The 17,532-nt window shown below is 66.9% G+C and carries 12 protein-coding genes; 1 reads left to right on the forward strand and 11 read right to left on the reverse strand.

Annotated elements, in window-relative coordinates:
* Positions 1 to 51: 51 nt before the first annotated feature.
* The 3 genes from VGI62_RS07845 to VGI62_RS07855 are packed head-to-tail and all read right to left on the reverse strand — an operon-like array spanning position 52 to position 4,919.
* The gene (locus tag VGI62_RS07845) at positions 52 to 1,047 is read right to left on the reverse strand and encodes a GTP-binding protein (RefSeq protein WP_331503848.1); all 996 of its coding nucleotides are present in this window, start codon (positions 1,045 to 1,047) and stop codon (positions 52 to 54) included.
* A 7-nt stretch (positions 1,048 to 1,054) separates the two neighbouring features.
* Positions 1,055 to 2,362, reverse strand: a complete 1,308-nt coding sequence (locus tag VGI62_RS07850) for a hypothetical protein (protein ID WP_331503849.1) — start codon at positions 2,360 to 2,362, stop codon at positions 1,055 to 1,057.
* 40 nt (positions 2,363 to 2,402) lie between these two features.
* The gene (locus VGI62_RS07855) at positions 2,403 to 4,919 is read right to left on the reverse strand and encodes a hypothetical protein (RefSeq protein ID WP_331503850.1); all 2,517 of its coding nucleotides are present in this window, start codon (positions 4,917 to 4,919) and stop codon (positions 2,403 to 2,405) included.
* A 446-nt stretch (positions 4,920 to 5,365) separates the two neighbouring features.
* Between VGI62_RS07855 and VGI62_RS07860 the strand changes: the two genes are divergently transcribed.
* The gene (locus tag VGI62_RS07860) at positions 5,366 to 6,271 is read left to right on the forward strand and encodes a LysR family transcriptional regulator (RefSeq protein ID WP_331503851.1); all 906 of its coding nucleotides are present in this window, start codon (positions 5,366 to 5,368) and stop codon (positions 6,269 to 6,271) included.
* 37 nt (positions 6,272 to 6,308) lie between these two features.
* Here the strand turns inward: VGI62_RS07860 and VGI62_RS07865 are convergent, their stop codons facing one another.
* The 8 genes from VGI62_RS07865 to tkt form a co-directional block, all read right to left on the reverse strand.
* Positions 6,309 to 7,484, reverse strand: coding sequence for a PAS domain-containing sensor histidine kinase (locus VGI62_RS07865; protein ID WP_331503852.1), 1,176 nt, complete (start codon positions 7,482 to 7,484; stop codon positions 6,309 to 6,311).
* A gap of 267 nt (positions 7,485 to 7,751) precedes the next feature.
* Positions 7,752 to 8,501, reverse strand: coding sequence for a carbonic anhydrase (locus VGI62_RS07870; protein WP_331503853.1), 750 nt, complete (start codon positions 8,499 to 8,501; stop codon positions 7,752 to 7,754).
* Between the two features lie 164 nt (positions 8,502 to 8,665).
* Positions 8,666 to 9,988: an HWE histidine kinase domain-containing protein gene (locus tag VGI62_RS07875; protein ID WP_331503854.1), complete on the reverse strand. Its 1,323-nt coding sequence runs from the start codon at positions 9,986 to 9,988 to the stop codon at positions 8,666 to 8,668.
* A gap of 244 nt (positions 9,989 to 10,232) precedes the next feature.
* The gene (locus VGI62_RS07880) at positions 10,233 to 11,366 is read right to left on the reverse strand and encodes a hypothetical protein (protein WP_331503855.1); all 1,134 of its coding nucleotides are present in this window, start codon (positions 11,364 to 11,366) and stop codon (positions 10,233 to 10,235) included.
* 311 nt (positions 11,367 to 11,677) lie between these two features.
* Positions 11,678 to 13,186 (reverse strand): glucose-6-phosphate dehydrogenase, encoded by a 1,509-nt coding sequence (gene zwf / locus VGI62_RS07885; protein WP_331503856.1) that lies wholly within the window; start codon positions 13,184 to 13,186, stop codon positions 11,678 to 11,680.
* 3 nt (positions 13,187 to 13,189) lie between these two features.
* Complete coding sequence (gene gnd / locus VGI62_RS07890; protein WP_331503857.1) at positions 13,190 to 14,320, reverse strand: phosphogluconate dehydrogenase (NAD(+)-dependent, decarboxylating); 1,131 nt, start codon at positions 14,318 to 14,320, stop codon at positions 13,190 to 13,192.
* Positions 14,214 to 15,374, reverse strand: a complete 1,161-nt coding sequence (gene tal, locus VGI62_RS07895) for a transaldolase (RefSeq protein WP_331503858.1) — start codon at positions 15,372 to 15,374, stop codon at positions 14,214 to 14,216. The genes gnd and tal overlap by 107 nt, the downstream gene beginning before the upstream one ends.
* A gap of 13 nt (positions 15,375 to 15,387) precedes the next feature.
* Complete coding sequence (tkt, locus tag VGI62_RS07900; RefSeq protein WP_331503859.1) at positions 15,388 to 17,469, reverse strand: transketolase; 2,082 nt, start codon at positions 17,467 to 17,469, stop codon at positions 15,388 to 15,390.
* Between the last annotated feature and the right edge of the window lie 63 nt (positions 17,470 to 17,532).

The raw sequence follows: 17,532 nt of genomic DNA on the forward strand, positions 1-17,532 counted from the left end.
GGTCCTGCGCCTCCGGGGCTGAACCCTCATCAAGCGGAGGCGCCGACGTGCTCAGACGAGGCATTGCTGGAGGCTGCGCGTCAGCTGCGCCTGAGGCAGATCGAGCCCGATGAACACCAGCTTGCTCTCGCGCCGGTCGTCGACCAGCCAGGGAGACCCGGCGTCGTGGCTCATCAGCTGGTGAACACCTTGGAAGATCACCTTTCGGTCGAGACCCGCCATGTGCAGCACGCCCTTGTAGCGTAGCAGCGCGGGCCCGTGGCTCTGGACGATGGCGTTCATGAGCTGGCCGAAGCGGACGGGATGGAACGGTCGCTCGGAGCGGAAGACGAAGCTCTTCACATCGTCGTCATGGTGATGGTGGCCGGCGTGGCCGTCGCCGTGATCGTCGCAGCAGGGCTCAGGAGGCGCGAACTCGAGGTCCGGTGTGAGGTTGAATCCCCCAATGTCGAACACCTCGCTGAGCGCCACGTCACCAAAGGCGACGCTGCTCTGAGGCGCGCGGGGGTTCATCCGCCGCAGCCGGCTGGAGAGCGCCTCCAGCTCGGCGTCCGAAACCAGGTCCGATTTGCTTATGAACAAGCGGTCGGCGAAGCCCACCTGCCGGCGCGCCTCGCAGCGGGTGTCCAGCTGCTCCATCGCGTGTTTGGCGTCCACCAGCGTCAGGACGGCGTCGGGGCGGTAGTCGGCCGTAATCGCCGGCTCGAGAAAGAACGTCTGGGCGATCGGACCGGGGTCGGCCAGCCCGGTGGTCTCGATCACCACCTGGTCAAAAGAGAATTCACCGGCACGGCGCCGCTCGGCCAGATCCGCCAGGGTAAGGCGCAGGTCGTCGCGGATACCACAGCAGAGACATCCGTTGCTGAGCTGGATGATCTGTTCGGCGCCGCCGCTGACGATGATCTCACTATCGATATTTTCCTCGCCGAACTCGTTTTCGATCACTGCAATCTTGCGGCCGTGCGCCTCGGTTAACACGCGTCGCAAGAGCGTGGATTTGCCGGCGCCCAGGAAGCCGGTCAGCACCGTAGCCGGGATCAGGGTCATCCCGACGTCACCCCAGCAGGACGACGGTGTAGCCGCCAAATGTTGCCCCGCCCTGGCTGGCGCTCACCCGATAGACGTGGGCTTCGCCCGGTCCGGGAGGCGCATCGGTGGTGCTGAAGGCCACGTGCTGGTCGTCGCCGCGCACCTGCTGCGTCGCTCCGCCGCCGGTGGTCGGAAAGCCGCCGCCGGGACCTGTCGCCGGAGACAGGGCCGGCACGCCGGTAGGTGGGGCCATGGCCGGAAAGACGCCGCGCTGGCCCGTTCGCAATTGCAGCCAGGGCACCGCACTAGGCGCGGTACGCTCGACCTTCACCGTCGCCGGCGCGCCATAGAGCGGCCCGACCTTGAGCAGGATCGGCTGGGCCATGGCAAGCCCGCTGGGCGGCGCCGCGCCGGCGTTCAGGGGTTGGCCCGGTGGCGGATTGACGTGGATGTTGCGCTGGGCGACGTGGCGGTTCCACGAGGCGTCGAGCGTCGGCTGGCCCGGCAGGTCGGAGGGGTTGTCCCAGGCTCGCACCAGGAGACACTCATGGCCGCCGTTCTGGAAGGTCGGCACCCAGGCCTCGGGGCATTTGACCAGGACGTGTGCTTTGCCGCTGCCCTTGGCGCCGATGGCCGTCACGGTCTGGGCGATGAGGTTCACGGAATTGGCGTTGATGCCCAAGGACGGGTTCACCCAATAGAATTCCACCACCACCTCGTTGGCCGCGGCGTTCCCGAAGTTCCAGATGTGGGCGTAGAGGGTGTTGGGCGCACCCGCCTGGGCGATCTGGCCCAGGGCCGGAGGCACGGCCGGGGCCGCAGCGGGGTCGACGCCGGCCAGCAGGAAGATGTCCGGGCTTTCCCAGAATGGGCCGACGACAGGCCGGGCTCCTAAGTCAGCTGGATTCGCGCGCATGAACAGATAGGGCAGATCGAGGTCGGCGCGCGGACCCACGAAGACGCCCGATCCGTTCGGATTGTTGATGTCGCCAGGCGTCAGGCCAACGCCGTTGCCGCCGCGGCCGGTGTCGGAACCACCAGGTCGGGTGGGCCGGCCGCCGCCGGGCTTTCCGCCGTGGCCGCCGTCACCGCCGCCCGGGCGACAAGGATCGCCGCCGTCGCCGCGCTCGTCGTCGCAGTCAAAGTACCAGGTCCGTTCGACGACCTTGCGGGGCCGCTCGTCGCACGGCGGCCCGCAGTCGGGGGCGCGAGGTTCCTCGTCGCAGTCGTCTTCGCGGCGCGGTCTTGGCTCTGGTCTCATGGCGGCGTCCCTGGCCGAGGCCAGCGGGCGCGGGGCGGGGCGTTGCGGGTATTTTCCGTCTCGTCTGGACACGGGGCGCCTCCAGCAGGGGCTTTTTTGTTGTGGGCTCGGCCTATTTGATCGGTGGCGGCGGGGCGGCCTTTTGGGGGGGATCCTTGTACTGAAGCAGCAGGGGGTTGGTCCCCTGGGCCCAGCCGGCCATGCCCTCCGGCGGCTCGAGCGGCGGATGGAAGGGCAGGTTCAGCACCCCGCCTGCGGTATCGGTGACGTCGCCGTTTCGGATCCAGTCCCAGGTCAAATAGGCGTAGGCCCGGTCGCTATCGAGGTTCCACTGGGTGGAGTAGCCGGTGTCGTTGGCCAGTTGGCCGATCAGGTGGCAGGAGAACGGGATCGGATCGCCCAGCGGGCTGAAGCGCATGTCCTTCTGCGCCAGGAATTCGATATTCAGGAGATCTGTCTCCCACGGCGTCTGGGCTTTCTCATAGGCCTGGCGCACGGCTTCGTTGACCGGCGCATTGGTGCGGAAGAATACGTCGGGCTGGGTCCCGATCGGATAGGGCCCGGGCAGGAGCGGCTTGAAGGCCACGTCCGGCCCCTCGCCGAAGGATTTCTGCGGATTGTAGGTTTCCGTCGGCGTGATCCGCAGGGTGTCGGGTCCGCTTGGTTGTTGCACCGGACTGAACTGCGGCCAGGCCCAGGGCCGCTTGTACTCCCAGTCCTCCGTGGAGCCGTCGGTGTCCCAGCGGAGCACGGGGTAGTAGGGGTGGTTCGGGTCCTTCACCGAATGGCCCGTCCCGATCACGTTCTGATTGGTGTCGAGGTTGCCGAATGGATCGAAGGCGTCGGCCAGCGCCTGGCGGAACGCCGAGTCGACGGTTCCGCCCAGGGTGATCAGGGGAATGTCGATCTCGTTGGGCAGCCGCAATTCGCCGTCGTCGTAGAACGAGACCGGGTGGGGTGAGAAGAAGCCCGTGTGGGCCAGCACCTCATGCGTCTTGGTGATGATGTCCCACACCAGCATGGCCAGCTCGTAGAGCGCCAGGCGAATGGGATAGGTGAGGGGGCTCAGGATCATCCTGATCAGATCGCCGATCAGCTGGACCGCGGCCTCGATCTCCTTCACCACCCACTCGAACAGGGCGACAATCGCTTCGCACACGTCAATGGCGGGGTTCGACGAATCCACCCCGCTGAGGTCCGGCGGTTGGAATAAATTTTCTACATCGGAAGCCGGCGGGAAGATGATGAAGTCGGGTTTCTTCGGCTTCTGAAGTTCCCAGGTGCCGTTGTAGATGAGCCGGTAGAACGTATACATGATCCGGTACATCGTCTTGACTTCCCACGGCAGCGGGAAACCCTTGCGCACCGCGAACGGCGGCGCCGGCGCTATGGCCTTCAGCAGATCGTCAAACGGTTTGTCCAACCCCTGGCCGGTGACCAGCTTGAAGGCTTTGGTCAGCACACCCGAGTCGAGCCCTTGCTGGAAGGCGTCCCCCAGCATGATTTGTGGGTGCTCTTGTGGGTCCTGGTAGCAGTCCATCATGGCCAGGACGATCGAGTTGGCCATCCAGTCCGGCATCTCGCCGTCCACGTCGAGGGCCTTCTGGCGGGTGTCGTCGTCAGGGAACGGACCAGGAGGCCGCTGCACGCCCTGCGGGTCGTCCGGCGTGAGCTGGATGGCGAACCAAAGGGCTGATTGCGAAACGCTGGGGTATTCGTCCGTGAACCCCCAAGGGTCGGGCATCAGCCGGCCCCCCGGCTTGGTCTCCACGTAGTTGAAGGAATCGATGTGGCTCTCGATGAGGTGATGGCGTTGGGGGTGGTTGCGGTAGGGGCCGCCGCACTGCTCGTTGACGAACGAGTGGGCCACGGTGTCGATCCCAAGGTGGGTCATGTAACCCAGGGAAAAGGCCAGGAACTGCTCGGCCTCCTCGTTCATGCCCTGGGCCGCGAGCGCATCAACCTGGCGGACAAGAGCCTGGCAAAGCGCCGAGGGGCGGCGGTAATGGCTCATGTCGCTCCACAGGAAGAGCTGTTCGCCAAAACCCTTCTGCAGGCAGGTGTCGAACTTCGAGAAGATGTCGATGAAGGTCAGCAGTTCCTCTTCGGCGATCTCCTTCAACGCAAGCTTCAACTCGTCGAGCACCACGCCGAACTGACTGAGCACGCCGCCTGTCAGGGCGTCGATCAGGTTGTCGATGTCGGCCACGATCGGCCCGATTGTGGCGTTCCACCCCGCCACGAAGTCATCCCAGATCTTCTGAAGCTTGATGAGGAAGCGCAGCAGGTCGGCCAGTTGGGAACTGGCCTCAGCGAGAATGACGAGCAGCGGCTCCCAGTCCTGTTCGCCGGCGGCGTCGATGAAGTAGAAGACCGCGAACGCCAGCATGATCTCGTCGCTGAGCGGTCCCAGGATGGGATTGTTCCAGTCCTGGTTGAAGTAGAACAGGTCGGGCCCGATGGCGCCGATGGCGGTGAATTTCTCCCACTTCTTCATCACTTCGCCGCACATGACCGGGTCGCGGCCGTTCAATGCGCCGTCGGTCTGCGGCCAGTCGGGGAACTTCCCCGTCATCAGATGGTCGGCGATCAGCCGGGCGGTATAGATGTGGGTGAAGTGAGCGGGCATCGGAACCTCGCTGACTGGAGCGTTGCGTAGTGCAATCGCGATCAGTTTCAATAAATTTCACAGTAATCGCAGACCCCTGCTTCTTTGGTCTGCGAATTACCGGAAACAGTTTCGACAAAAGACGACGCCCGGCGGAATTTACCCGGTGGCCAATTCAATCGAAGACTGAAGATATTGTCCCTTGATCTATCACTATCTAGGGTAGCGTTACCGGGGAAGTCAACTCGCTTAGCTCGCCGCGCGAAAAATTCGCCGCGACAGCTAACCCTTCAGCGGCTTTAGCGAAGTCAGCCTTTAGAAGGTCGCCGCGTCCTCGGGCCGTCGCGCAGCCACTCGACGCTGATCTCTTCGACGGAACGCGGAATTGCGACCATTTCCGCCCCGTAGTCGCCAGTATAATGCAAAGCTGCTGGAACAGAGGTCAGGAATAGCTTTCAGCTGTAGCAATGGACATTCGTCATCTGCGGCAAATCCTCGCCATCCGCGACCACGGCAGCTTCGCCAAGGCGGCCGAGGCGTTGCACATGGCCCAGCCGGCCTTGTCGAAAAGCATGGCCAAGATCGAAGACGAGCTGCGTCTGACGATCTTCACGCGAACCTCGACTGGCTCCGAACTCACGCCCATGGGCGAGATGATCGCCGAGCGCGCCGAACGCGTGATGGCCGCAACCCAGGACCTCGCGCGCGACGCCGCATTGGTCGCCGGCGGAGAGGCGAGCGCGGTGCGGCTGGGGGTGGGCACCCTGCTGAAGGATACGTTGCTGCCTCGGCTGCTGCTGCAGATCGTGGAGGCGCACCCTCGGCTGCGCCTGGAGGTCGAATTCGGCGCGGCGAACCGACTGCTCCCGCTCGTTCGAAGCCGCGAGCTTGACCTGGTGCTGTGCACGGCCTCGGCGCCCAGTTCCCTGGCCTACGTCGAAGCGTTGCGCGCCAACGTGATCTTCGTTGCTTCGCCCACCCACCCGCTTGCGTCCGAGCGCCGTATCTCAGTCGAGCGCCTTGCCGAGTTTCCCTGCGCCGGCCCCAATATCCCGGGCTTCACGGCCTCTGAGTTTCTGGGACGGGCGTCGGCGTCGGACACGCTCGACGCCTACACGACCAACGATTTCGAAGCCGTCATGCCGCTCGTCCGCGCAGGGCATGCCGCGCTGATCGCGCCATCCTTCTGCGTTCAACGCGACCTTCGTTCCGGGGAGTTGGTGCGGCTCGACGTAGACTGGACAGGACGGGCGGTGTTCGGCTGCTACACGACCCACGCCGCCAGCTTCTCGCCCATCCTGGCCAAGATCACGCGCCAAGCCGTCGAGATCGGCAGCGCGATCCAGCAGGAGTGGCGGGACATGGGGGAATAGCCTCCAGCCGCCATGGCCCTCCTTTGAGCGCGGCTGGTCAGGCCAGCGGAAGCGTCGCTCGCACGCGGGTCCCAGCCTCATCGCTGGAGATCGCCAGGTGGCCGGAGAACTGCTGGGCGCGGGCGTGCATGCCGGGGATGCCCACGCCGAGACAAGGCTCGCCGTGCTCAGAGGGGATACCGCGACCGTCGTCTGCGACCGACACAATGAGCTGTGCATCGACGACGGCAAGCTCGACAGAGACGCGCCGCGCATGGGCATGGCGATTGGTGTTCAGCAGGGCCTCCTGGACGATCCGTAGGGCTGCGTGCTGTAGCGGCGGCGCCGCACGCTCTACGGCCGGGTCCGCCTCCAGCGCGATCTCCAACCCGGTCCGCTGCGCAAATCCTTCCAGGTACTGACAGACGCTCGCCGCAAGCCCGTTTGGCGCAAGACCGCGCGGCTTCATCAGATACGAGAGAACCCGCGTTTCTTTGACGGCCTCGCTCAAGGACTTGGCGATTTCGTCGATGATCGCGGTCCCCGGGCCGCTGTAGGTCGAGGTGCGCCGCAGCCTCGCAAGGCCCAGGCTGATTGCGGCCAGGTGCTGGCTCGTCGAGTCGTGCAGTTCGATGGCGATGCGCTGACGCTCTTCGTCCCTCGCCGTGAGCAACTGCTCGGAGGTCACCTGTAGCGCTTCCTGGGTCAGCGCCACCTCTGTCAGGTCGTCATGGATGGCCACGAAGCGGCCCGCCGTCCCGACCGACAGAGGGGTGATCTGCACGTGACGCCAGCGCAGGCCGCGGACCGAGCGTATGGCGTAGGTGTGCCGGATATCATCGACGCTGCCCGTCAGCAGACGCCGCAGGCTGAGTTCAAGAGCCGCCCGATCGAGGTCTGGGAGAAACCTGCGGGCGACCTCGGCGTACGGGGCCCCGATCCCGGCGTTGCGCAGGACGAAGCCGAAAGCGGCGACGGTCTCTCGCCAGGCCTGGTTGACCACCACGATCTGCCCGTCACCATCAAGGATGACGATCTCTGACGAACCGCTCGCTATCCGCGGGGGCCGGTCAGCCGCCGGCTGCTCCTGAAAAGCCGGGGCGAAGACAGCGTTCTCCAACGGCCTGGCGACACCGGGGCCGCCGCGACGCTTGGCGTCGGCGACCTTGCCGTTCGCCTTCCCTGGCGCTCGAAGACTCTCGGCGGGGCCAAGCCTCCCCGGCGGCATGTGCATGTTTGGTCTCCGGATTCGATTTTGGTCCGACATCGCCGAACGCGCCGCCCTGGGCGCAGGGGGCTCGGTTTCCCGTGGGGTCGGCTCACCGCCCCCACGTTGTCTCGAAGCCTTCCTGCGCAGCCGGCTACGCGCCGACGTCGTGAAGCAATTTCAAGAAGGGGCCTCCCAGCCCTGAACCGCAGCCTGTCTCTGTCGCCGCACAACTGTGGGGCGAACGCCGCGATCTTAGAAGCACCGCTAGTGTGTCGCTGCTATTCCTAAGGGTTATGCCTGACCTGCCGGGACGGGCGCGTTCCGCAGGTGGGAGATGGTCCCGTCATCGAGATCGTAGCGGGCGGAAACCACCCTGAGCGAGCCTGACTGCGCTCGAGCCCGGAGCGGCGGACTGCCGGTAAGGATGGCGGCGGCGGAGCGCTCGGCGTTCAGGATGATAGCGGCGTCGAGCTTGTCGGTGGTGTCGGAGGGGACCGCGCGGACGGCGGGCGCGATCAGGTCGGCGAGCGCGCCAATCTTCGTCCCCTCGTCGTGCGGCGAGCCCTTGCCGGCCAGGGCCTCCAGTGTCGCGGTGACCGCCCCGCAACGCTCATGACCCAGCACCATCACCAATGGCGACCCGAGGTGGATCACCGAATATTCGACTGAAGCCAGGATCGGGTCGTCGACCACATTGCCGGCCACGCGGATCACGAACAGGTCGCCCAGGCCTTGATCGAAGATCAACTCCGGCGGCACGCGGCTATCGGCGCAGGCAAGGACAGTGGCGAAGGGGTGCTGGCTGCTCGTGAGCGACTTGCGGCGCGCCACGGCCGAGTCAGGATGGATCGAGCGGCCATGAGCGACGCGCGCGTTGCCCCGCACCAGGCGCTTCAGCGCATCCGCCGGGCTGAGCGCCGGCTCCTCGTGCGTCGAAGCGGAAGCCGTCGCCGGACCTGACAGCAGCCAGCCGACGCCGCCCGCAAGGAGACCGCGCCGGGATGGATCGCCGCCGCGGGTCAGATGAAAACCTTGTGGCATGCCTGGCGCTCCGTCCCGGTGTCGCTTTGCAACTTTAGCGGTAACGATTGCCCCACGCGCGGGCGCGTCCATCAGGTCGAACCCTTATTTCCGGGGACAAGACAAGCCGCCTGGCGAGCGCAGCTGATGGCGCAATTCCGGGGCGGCGGCGCTCCGGGGCGAACTCAATTCCGAAGAAGCCCGCCGCCGGCGCTCGGCGCGGGCAGACTGATCCTGCAGATCAATCCCTCGGCCGGGAATTCCATCTCCGCCTTGAGCCGGCTGAGCAGGCGCGAGCCAAAGCCCCTATGGTCTGGGGCCGTCACCCTCGGCCCGCCCTCCTCGCGCCACTCCAGAGCGATGCAATCGTCGAAGCGGGTCCAGGTCACCTTCACCTTCCCCGCCGGCGTCGAAAACGCGCCGTGCTTCACCGCATTGACGGAAAGTTCGTGTAGCGCCATCGCCAGGGTCACGGCGCCGCTGGGTTCGAGCCATGCGCTGGGCCCGGCGACTGTGATCCGCTGCGCCTCAACGTAGGGCCCCGCGACCGCCTCGACGATCGCCGCCACCTCGGCCCCGTTCCACTGCTCCCGATTGAGTACGTTGTGCGCCGCTGACAGCGCCATGAGACGCCCCAGCACCAAGCCCGCCACGTCGCACGCCACGTCGGCTTCGCGCAGGGTCTGGGAGACCAGCGACTGCACCGTCGCAAGCGTATTCTTCACCCGGTGGTTCAGCTCGTCGATGAGCAGCTTCTGCTGACTCTCCGCCGCGCGAGCCTCCGTGACATCGCTCGCCATGCCCACGTGGCCCCGGAACGCTCCGGACCTCTCGAAGCGCGGCCGGCCGTAGAGCTGCACGACCCGCAAGGCTCCGTCCGCCCTACGGAAACGTCCTTCGTATTGGAACGCCCCGTGAGACCGCCGCGCGCGCCTGCGCACCTTGAGCAGGTCGGACCTGTCGTCCGGGTCGATGGCGTCCATCCAGCCTTCGCCGAGCAGCGACTCGGGCGATCGCCCCAAGGTGTCAGCCATCGCTGGGTTGATGAACTCCAGCTCGCCATTCGCCCTGCTCAACCACGCCGCCGCCGGGGTGCCATCGGCCAGTTCCCGGTATCGCGCCTCGCTCTCGGCCACGCGCTGCTCGGCGGCGCGGATATCGGTGATGTCGCGCAGCACAGCGCCGATGCCTGAGCCCATGGGGAAGATCCGTACCTGAACCAGCCGCTCCCCATCGTCTCTCGGGCAGGCGATCTCAGCGTCCTCGCTCGCCCGGGTTCGAGCCACCCTCTGCGCCAGCTCGCCGAACGCCCCCTCCATCGCCAGGCCGGAGATCTCCCAGACCTTCCGACCCTTAAGGTCCTGGGCCTCGCATGAGAGGAAGGTGAGCGCAGCGGCGTTACAGTCGGTGACGCGCCAGTCGGCGTCGAGGCCGAGAAAACCCTCGCCGAGCCCGTCCACGATCTGGCGCGCACGGTCAACCGTCTCGATCTCTCTCGTGTCCGTCACGCGGCAGCTCCGGATGGGACGGGCTGTCCCAATTCGCACTACCCGCGCCTTGGGGGGCGTTGCCAAGCCAACCTATGTCCGACGGCGTCGTGAGAAATCCGGTCAAACCCGAATAACCACCAAAGGCGAAGCTGAGCCTTATCCTCGGGTCCGCTCGCGGAATTCAGATCCCGGCGGACTTCAGCGGGCGTCGGAGGCGCACGCCCTCGACTTTACGGTGAGGGTCGCAGTCTTCCTCGGGCCTTCAGGATCTTGCCCGAGCTTCCATCTCGGCCATCAGCGCGGCTGGAACGTTCGCCACCCGGACGTGCCTGGGGCCCTTGCCGACGGGCACTCGGGCGAGTTCCGTCTTTGTCGCTATGGAGACGATCGACAGGTCGTTGCTGCGAGCGTTAGGGACCACGCAGAGGCGACCTCTCCCGGCGATGTCCGCCCAGCCCGGCGCCCTTCCCACCGCCACGGTGGCGATCAGAGAGAGCTCCGGGGCGCGGACCAGGGCGACGTAGTCGGACTCCCGACCGGCCAGGCACAACGTCCGGCCGTCAGGCGTAAGGGCAAGGCCATGTAGGGGCGCCTCGAGCAGCCAGTCGGCGATGGGCTGTCCCGCAGTGAACGGCAGTTCCAGTCGGCGCACCACCTTCCGTTGTCCGAGGTCATAGGTCACGACCACCCGTTGGTTCGACAGCTGGGCGTAGATGTGCTCGCCGTCGGGGGCGAACGCCCATGGGCGGAACGGCGCCTCCAGCTCGATCCGGTCCGTCACCCGCAGACTGACGGGGTCGGCGACCGTGAGCTGGTAACGATAGCCTGGCTGTTCGCTGGGTCGCGGCGCATTGCGGATGCCCAGCGAGGGGAGTTCGCCCGTGCTGGAGTTGTAGACCAGGGTTCCATCGCGCGAGAACTTGGTGTCGTGCGGCCAAAGGCCAGTGGCGAAGTGGCCGGTGATCTCGCCCTTGGCTGTTGATATCCGGTACACGCTGTTGTCCGTGAGGGCGGCCACGAAGATCGTGCTGCCGTCCTTGCTGACCGCCATGTGGTCCGCCCGCCCGGTGTGTAGCGGGCGTTTCCAGATCATTCGGCCGCTCGCCAGGTCGAACGCTGCGACGTCGCTCAGATAACCGCGCGAGACATAGAGCGTGCGTGCGTCGGGCGAGAGCTCGACATCCTGTGCGTAGTTGGGCGCTCCGAGGTGATCGGCCTGGACGCGCTCGGGATTGATATCGAGCAGCCCCACCACCCTGCGCGCGCCCAGGTCGACGAGACTGACCGTCCCGTCCTCCGAATTGGCGACGAAGGCGATCTCGCGAGCAGCCGGCTGCGCCGTGGCTGCCCCCGTGGCGAGAACGCAACCACCCAGAACAGCGGCACCGCCCCTCATCCAAGCCCCCACACCAAATGCCAGACGAAGCTGCACCCTATAGGCCACCGAGCGAGTGGCAAAGGTGATTGGTGTCTGATCGTTCGATGAACAGTGTCACGCAAGGGGCAGGGGCGCAAACCTCAGTGGGACAGGCCCCCGGGGGCGTGGCGGACTCGCGGTGTCCGCTTACCGACGACAAACTCGTCATCGTCTCCAGGGCTCCGCCGGTCGGCCCGCGCGAGCAGCGCCTCACTCTCATTCCCGCAAGATTACCCAGGCGCGACCCGCCACGCGGGCTTCGAGGGGGGCCGGACGCGTCCAGCCGGCGCTCATTTGCCGAGTTGGTGCCAGGCGCGCCCGTCGCGAGCGAGCAGTGAGTCCGCCGCGCGCGGGCCGGCCGAGCCGGCGGCGTAGCCATGGACACGGCCGTCTTTCGCCCAAGCCTTGAGAAACGGCTCGACCGCCCGCCAGCTTGCCTCGATCTCCGCGGCAGATCTGATCAGCGTCCGGTCGCCGGTCATGACGTCGTAGAGCAGCGGCTCATAGCCGGTGGCGGCGGGCAGGGCGAAAGCGTCGGCGTAGCGGAACGCCAGCTTCACGGGCGTCACCGAATCCTCAGCTCCCGGCTGCTTGATGTCGACGGAAAGCTCCATCCCTTCCTGCGGCTGGAGCTGCAGAACCAGCCGGTTGGGCGACCTGGGCGCGGCGGTGTCGCGGAACAGGCTGCCGGGCGCGGCCTTGAACTGGATGACGATCTCCGTGTCGCGCGCGGCCAGCGCCTTGCCTGTGCGCAGGTAGAAGGGCACTCCCGCCCAGCGCCAGGTGTCGATTGAAAGCTTCAGGGCGACATAGGTTTCGGTGCGGCTTCTCACCGCCACCTGGGCGGCCCGGCGATAGGCCGCGACGGGCGAACCTTCGATCGAGCCGGCGTGATACTGGCCGCGCGCCGAGTTGAGCAGAGCCTCGGCGGCTGACTGGATCTCGACCGCGGCGATCACCCGCGCCCTTTCGGCGCGAAGCGCTTCGGCATCAAGGCTATTGGGGGGCTCCATGGCCACCATGGCGAGGAGCTCGAAGAGGTGGCTGGGAACCATGTCGCGCAAGGCGCCGACCCGGTCGTAGTAGGCGCCGCGGCCCTCGACGCCGACGGTCTCGGCGGCGGTGATCTGGATATGGTCGATGGCTTGACGGTTCCAGAGTGGTTCGAACACGGCGTTGGAAAAGCGCAGGGCCAGAATGTTGCGAACGGTCTCCTTTCCCATGAAGTGGTCGATCCGATAAACTTGGCCCTCGTCCACCCATTTGAGGATCCGCCGGTTCAGCGTCCGCGCCGAGCCCAGGTCATGGCCGAACGGCTTCTCGATCGCGACGCGCCGGAAGCCGCCGGCGTCGGCACGCAGCAGGCCCGCGCGCCCCAGCCGCTCGACGATCTCTCCGAAGAACTGCGGAGGGGTGGCTAGATAGAACACCGCTGGCCCCGTCAGCACCCTGCCCAGCGCCTCGTATGCGCCAGGGTCCTCGAAGTCGCCGCTCAGGTAGTCGATGCGGCGCGCCAGCTCTTCCCAGCGCGTCGGGTCGAAGGTGGCTCCCTCCGAACCACCAGCGCCAATCAGGGTCCGCAGGAACGCATTCAGGTGTCGACGCAGGCCCGTAGCGCCGCCGGAGTGGTGGTCGACGCCAAGGATGCGGAAACCCTCGCCCAGCGATCCCTGGCGGAAGAGGTTGTAGAGCGCTGGAACGAGCAGCCGACGGGTGAGGTCCCCATAGGCCCCGAACACCACCAGCGTGCACGCCGGCGCCGCGTCCGGGCCTGCGCCCTTGGTTCGCGTTGCGGCCAACCCCTAGCCCTTACCAGAGGTCTCGACGTGTCCCCCGAACCCGAAACGCATCGCTGACAGTAGCTTCTCTCCGAACGTGTGCTCCTCTCGCGACCGAAAGCGGGCGAACAACGCGGCCGCAAGGACGTCCGCCGGCACCGCCTCCTCCACCGCCGCCTGCACCGTCCAGCGACCCTCGCCGCTGTCAGCCACGGCGCCGGTGAACGTCTCCAGCCCCGGATCGCCGGCGAGCGCCTGGGCGGTGAGGTCCAGCAGCCACGACGAGATGACGCTGCCGCGCCGCCAGACCTCGGCGATGTCTGGCAGGTTGAGGTCGTAGCGTTCCTCCTGCGGCAGGGCCTCGGAATTCCTGTTGCGGAGGATGTCGAAACCCTCGGCATAGGCCTGCATCAGGCCGTACTCGATGCCGTTGTGGATCATCTTGACGAAGTGGCCGGCGCCCACCGGCCCAGCGTGAATATAGCCCTCCACCGGGCGCGGGTCAGACGTCTCGGGGCGCTTAATGCGCGCGATGTCGCCCGCGCCGGGCGCCAGGGTCTTCAGAACGGGATCGAGGCGTTCGACCACGGCCGCCTCGCCGCCCACCATCAGACAATAACCCCGCGTGATGCCCCAAACGCCGCCGGAGGTGCCGGCGTCGACATAGGCGACTCCTTTGGCCTTGAGCGCTTTGGCGCGGCGGATGTCGTCGCGATAGAAGGTGTTGCCGCCATCGATGATGGCGTCGCCTGGCTCAAGGATATCGCCGAGGTCGCTGATGGTCTCCTCGGTTGGCGCGCCGGCCGGCAGCATGACCCAGACCGTCCGCGGGACGCTCAGCGCGTGGGCCAGATCCTTGAGGTCACGTACCGCCTGCGCGCCGGCCTCGGTTGCAACCTGGACCGCCTTGGCGTCGCGGTCGTAGACGACGCAGGCGTGTCCGCCATCCATCAACCGCCGGGCGATGGCCCCGCCCATCCGGCCGAGGCCCACGACGCCAATCTGCATGGCGATCTCCTTGTTGCTGCGGGTTTGTCGCTGGACGGCTTCAGGCGTGCAGCGTCCTCGCCGAACTCTGGTCGCCGAGGCGTTTGCGTTTGTCGTCGACAGCCGCCAGCAGGGCGTCGAACGCCTTGGCGAACTGGCGCACGCCATCCTCGACGAGGGCGTCGGTGACGCCCGCGAGGTCGAGCCCCAGAGCCTGGACTTCGCGCAGGGTGGCCTCCGACGTCGCCGGGTCCTCGCTCAACGTCGGCGCTACACGCCCATGATCGCGGAAGGCGTCGAGTGTCTTGGGCGGCATGGTGTTGATCGTGTCGGGGCCGATCAGGGCCTCGACGTAGAGCACGTCTGAGTAGCTGGGATCCTTGGTTCCGGTTGAGGCCCACAGCACCCGTTGAGGCGCCGCTCCAGCCGCCTCCAGGGCTTTCCATCGCGGCCCGGCGACCAGGCCGAGGTAGCGCTGATAGGCGACCTTGGCGTTGGCTATCGCGACCCGGCCGCGCACCGCTTTCAGGCGCTCACGGATTGCCGCATCGGCGGTGTTCAGCCTCTCGTCGATCTGCTTGTCGATGGCGGTATCGATACGGCTGACGAAGAAGCTGGCGACGCCGTGGACCTTGGCGACATCCCCGCCTGCGGCCCTGAAGTCCTCCAACCCGGCGATGTGTGCTTCGGCGACGTCCAGATAGGCCTGCAGGCCGAAGAGCAAGGTGACGTTCACGTTGATTCCCTCGCCGATCAGGCGGCGGATCGCCGGGACGCCTGCGCGGGTCCCCGGAACCTTGATCATCACGTTGGGCCGCCCGACCGCCGTCCAGAGGCGCTTGGCCTCGGCGATAGTGCCGTCTGCGTCGTTAGCGAGCCGGGGCGAGACCTCCAGGCTGGCGTAGCCGTCGCGCCCGCCAAGCCGGTCCCAGGTCGGGCGGAACTGGTCGCAGGCCTGCCGGATGTCGCCAAGCGCTATGGCTTCATAAAGGGCGTTGGCGTCGGTCTTACCATCGGCGACGAAACGTGCGATTCGCGCGTCATAGCTGTCGCCGCCGGCGATCGCTTTCTCGAAGATCGAGGGGTTCGAGGTGAGGCCGGTCAGGCCGTCGTGGGCGATCAGGCGCTTCAGATCGCCGCTCTCGAGGATGTCCTGGTGCAGGTAGTCGAGCCAGATGGCCTGGCCGGCTTCGGTCAGGGCCTTCAGGGGATTGTCGGACATGGCGAAAGCCTCCTCATCTTGAGGTATCGGGGGCGAGTTGGCGGCGGGCTGCGGCCACGATCCGTTCCGCAGTGAAGCCGAAGTGCGTCATCACATCGCCGCCGGACCCCGAGGCCCCGAAACCATGCATCGCCAGCACCTCGCCGGTCGCACCGACGTAGCGGTCCCAGCCGAGAGGCGAGGCGGCCTCAACAGCCACGCGGGCGGTAATCGCGGGCGGCAGGATCTCGCGGCGATAGGCCGGCGGCTGCGCTTCGAAGAGATCCCAGCTCGGCATGGAGACCAGCCGCACCCGCACGCCGTCCGCTTCCAGAGTCTTGGCCGCGGCGACGCAGAGACCGACCTCGGCGCCCGACGCCATCAGGATCACCTGCGGTTCGCCGCCGTCGCTGTCGGCCAGCACATAGGCGCCCTTCGCCACCCCCCTGGCGGAGGCATAGACCGTGCGGTCCAGCGTCGGCGTCGCCTGTCGCGAAAGCACCAGGCAGGCCGGCCGGCCTGTCTGGCCGAGGATGGCGCGCCAGGCCTCGGCTGTTTCGTTGGCGTCGCCGGGACGAAGGGTGATCAAGCCGGGAATGGCCCTGAGCGCGGCGAGCTGTTCGATCGGCTGATGGGTGGGGCCGTCCTGGCCGAGGGCGATGGAATCGTGACTGAATACGAAGATCGACGGCGCCCTCATCAGCGCGGCGAGCCGGGTCGGCGGGCGCATGTAGTCGCTGAAGATCAGGAAGGTGCCGGTGTAGGGCCGCAGTCCGCCGAGCGCCATACCGTTGGCGACGGCGCCCATCGCGTGCTCTCGCACGCCAAAGTGCAGGTTGCGGCCGGCGTGATCCTCAGCGGAGAATGTTCCCGCCCCGTCAAAATCGAGGTGGGTCTTCGTGGAGGGCGCCAGGTCCGCTGATCCGCCGATCAGCCACGGAAAGCGAGGCGCGAGCCCATTCAGCGCCTTGCCCGAGGCCTCGCGTGTAGCGATCCCCTTGGCGTCGGGCGGGAAGACCGGCAGGTCCTCGTCCCAGCCCTTGGGCGGCTCGCCGGCCAGCAAAGCGTCGAGTTCGGCGGCCAGAGCCGGGTAAGCCTTGCGGTGGCGGGCGCGCGCCTGCGCCCAGTCAGCGCTGAGCTTTGCGCCCCGCGAGCCCACGGTTTCGTCGAAGCGCTCGCGCACACCTTCAGGAACCAGGAACCTGGCGTCTTCGGGCCAGCCGTAGGCCCGCTTGGCGGCCTTGACTTCGTCGGGGCCGAGCGGGTCGCTGTGGGCCTTGGCGGTGCCGGCCTTGTGGGGAGCGCCATAGCCGATGACGCTGCGCACAAGTATCAGGGTGGGGCGGTCCTTGGACGCTTGGCTGGCTGCGATGGCGCGGCCAAGGGCGGCCGTATCGTTGGCGTCGGCGACGCGGGCGCTCGCCCAGCCATAGCCGTCGAACCGCCGGGCGACATCTTCGCTGAACGTCAGGTCCGTGCCGCCCTCGATGCTGACGTGGTTGTCGTCATAGATCCAGCAGAGGTTGGAGAGTTTCAGGTGACCCGCCAGCGAGGCGGCCTCGCCGGAAACTCCCTCCATCAGGTCGCCATCGCTGCAGATCGCATAGACCCGGTGGTCGAACAGCTTATGGCCTGGGCGGTTGAACCGCGCGGCCAGCCAAAGGCCTGCCATGGCCATGCCGACGCTGTTGCCAACGCCCTGGCCGAGCGGGCCGGTGGTGGTCTCCACGCCAACGGTGTGGCCTCGCTCCGGATGGCCGGGGCAGACGCTGCCGAGTTGGCGAAACGCCTTTATGTCGTCCAGGCTGACGGCAGGTCGGCCTTTTGCTTCGACGCCCGCAAGATGCAGCAGCGCGTAGAGCAACATCGAAGCGTGGCCGTTGGAGAGCACGAACCGGTCGCGGTCTGGCCAGTCCGGCGATTTGGGGTCATAGCGCAGGACCCGGGTCCATAGCTCGTAGGCGACGGGGGCGAAGCCCATCGGCGCGCCGGCGTGGCCCGATTGGGCCTTTTCCACCGCGTCGATCGCCAGGGTGCGGATGGTGTCGATCGCCAGCCGGTCGATCGGGTCGCTGGAATCGAAGGCCTTTCCCGGCTCCGTACGCTGCAAATCCATGCTCGGGGCTCATTCGGCTGGCCCACCGGGCGCGCGACCGCGTCGTGCGGCCACGTCGTCGGT

Origin of the sequence: Phenylobacterium sp., from assembly GCF_036495085.1 — a bacterium.
In the GTDB taxonomy this organism is placed as follows: Bacteria; Pseudomonadota; Alphaproteobacteria; order Caulobacterales; family Caulobacteraceae; genus Phenylobacterium.

Excerpts from the sequence above, each read along its gene's own strand:
- tkt (WP_331503859.1), bottom strand. The coding sequence starts at position 17,469 with ATGGATTTGCAGCGTACGGAGCCGGGAAAGGCCTTCGATTCCAGCGAC.
- VGI62_RS07880 (WP_331503855.1), bottom strand. The coding sequence starts at position 11,366 with ATGAGGGGCGGTGCCGCTGTTCTGGGTGGTTGCGTTCTCGCCACGGGG.
- tal (WP_331503858.1), bottom strand. The coding sequence starts at position 15,374 with ATGTCCGACAATCCCCTGAAGGCCCTGACCGAAGCCGGCCAGGCCATC.
- VGI62_RS07865 (WP_331503852.1), bottom strand. The coding sequence starts at position 7,484 with ATGCACATGCCGCCGGGGAGGCTTGGCCCCGCCGAGAGTCTTCGAGCG.
- VGI62_RS07860 (WP_331503851.1), top strand. The coding sequence starts at position 5,366 with ATGGACATTCGTCATCTGCGGCAAATCCTCGCCATCCGCGACCACGGC.
- VGI62_RS07855 (WP_331503850.1), bottom strand. The coding sequence starts at position 4,919 with ATGCCCGCTCACTTCACCCACATCTATACCGCCCGGCTGATCGCCGAC.
- gnd (WP_331503857.1), bottom strand. The coding sequence starts at position 14,320 with ATGGCGTGCGCCAGTTCGCCAAGGCGTTCGACGCCCTGCTGGCGGCTG.
- VGI62_RS07845 (WP_331503848.1), bottom strand. The coding sequence starts at position 1,047 with ATGACCCTGATCCCGGCTACGGTGCTGACCGGCTTCCTGGGCGCCGGC.
- VGI62_RS07870 (WP_331503853.1), bottom strand. The coding sequence starts at position 8,501 with ATGCCACAAGGTTTTCATCTGACCCGCGGCGGCGATCCATCCCGGCGC.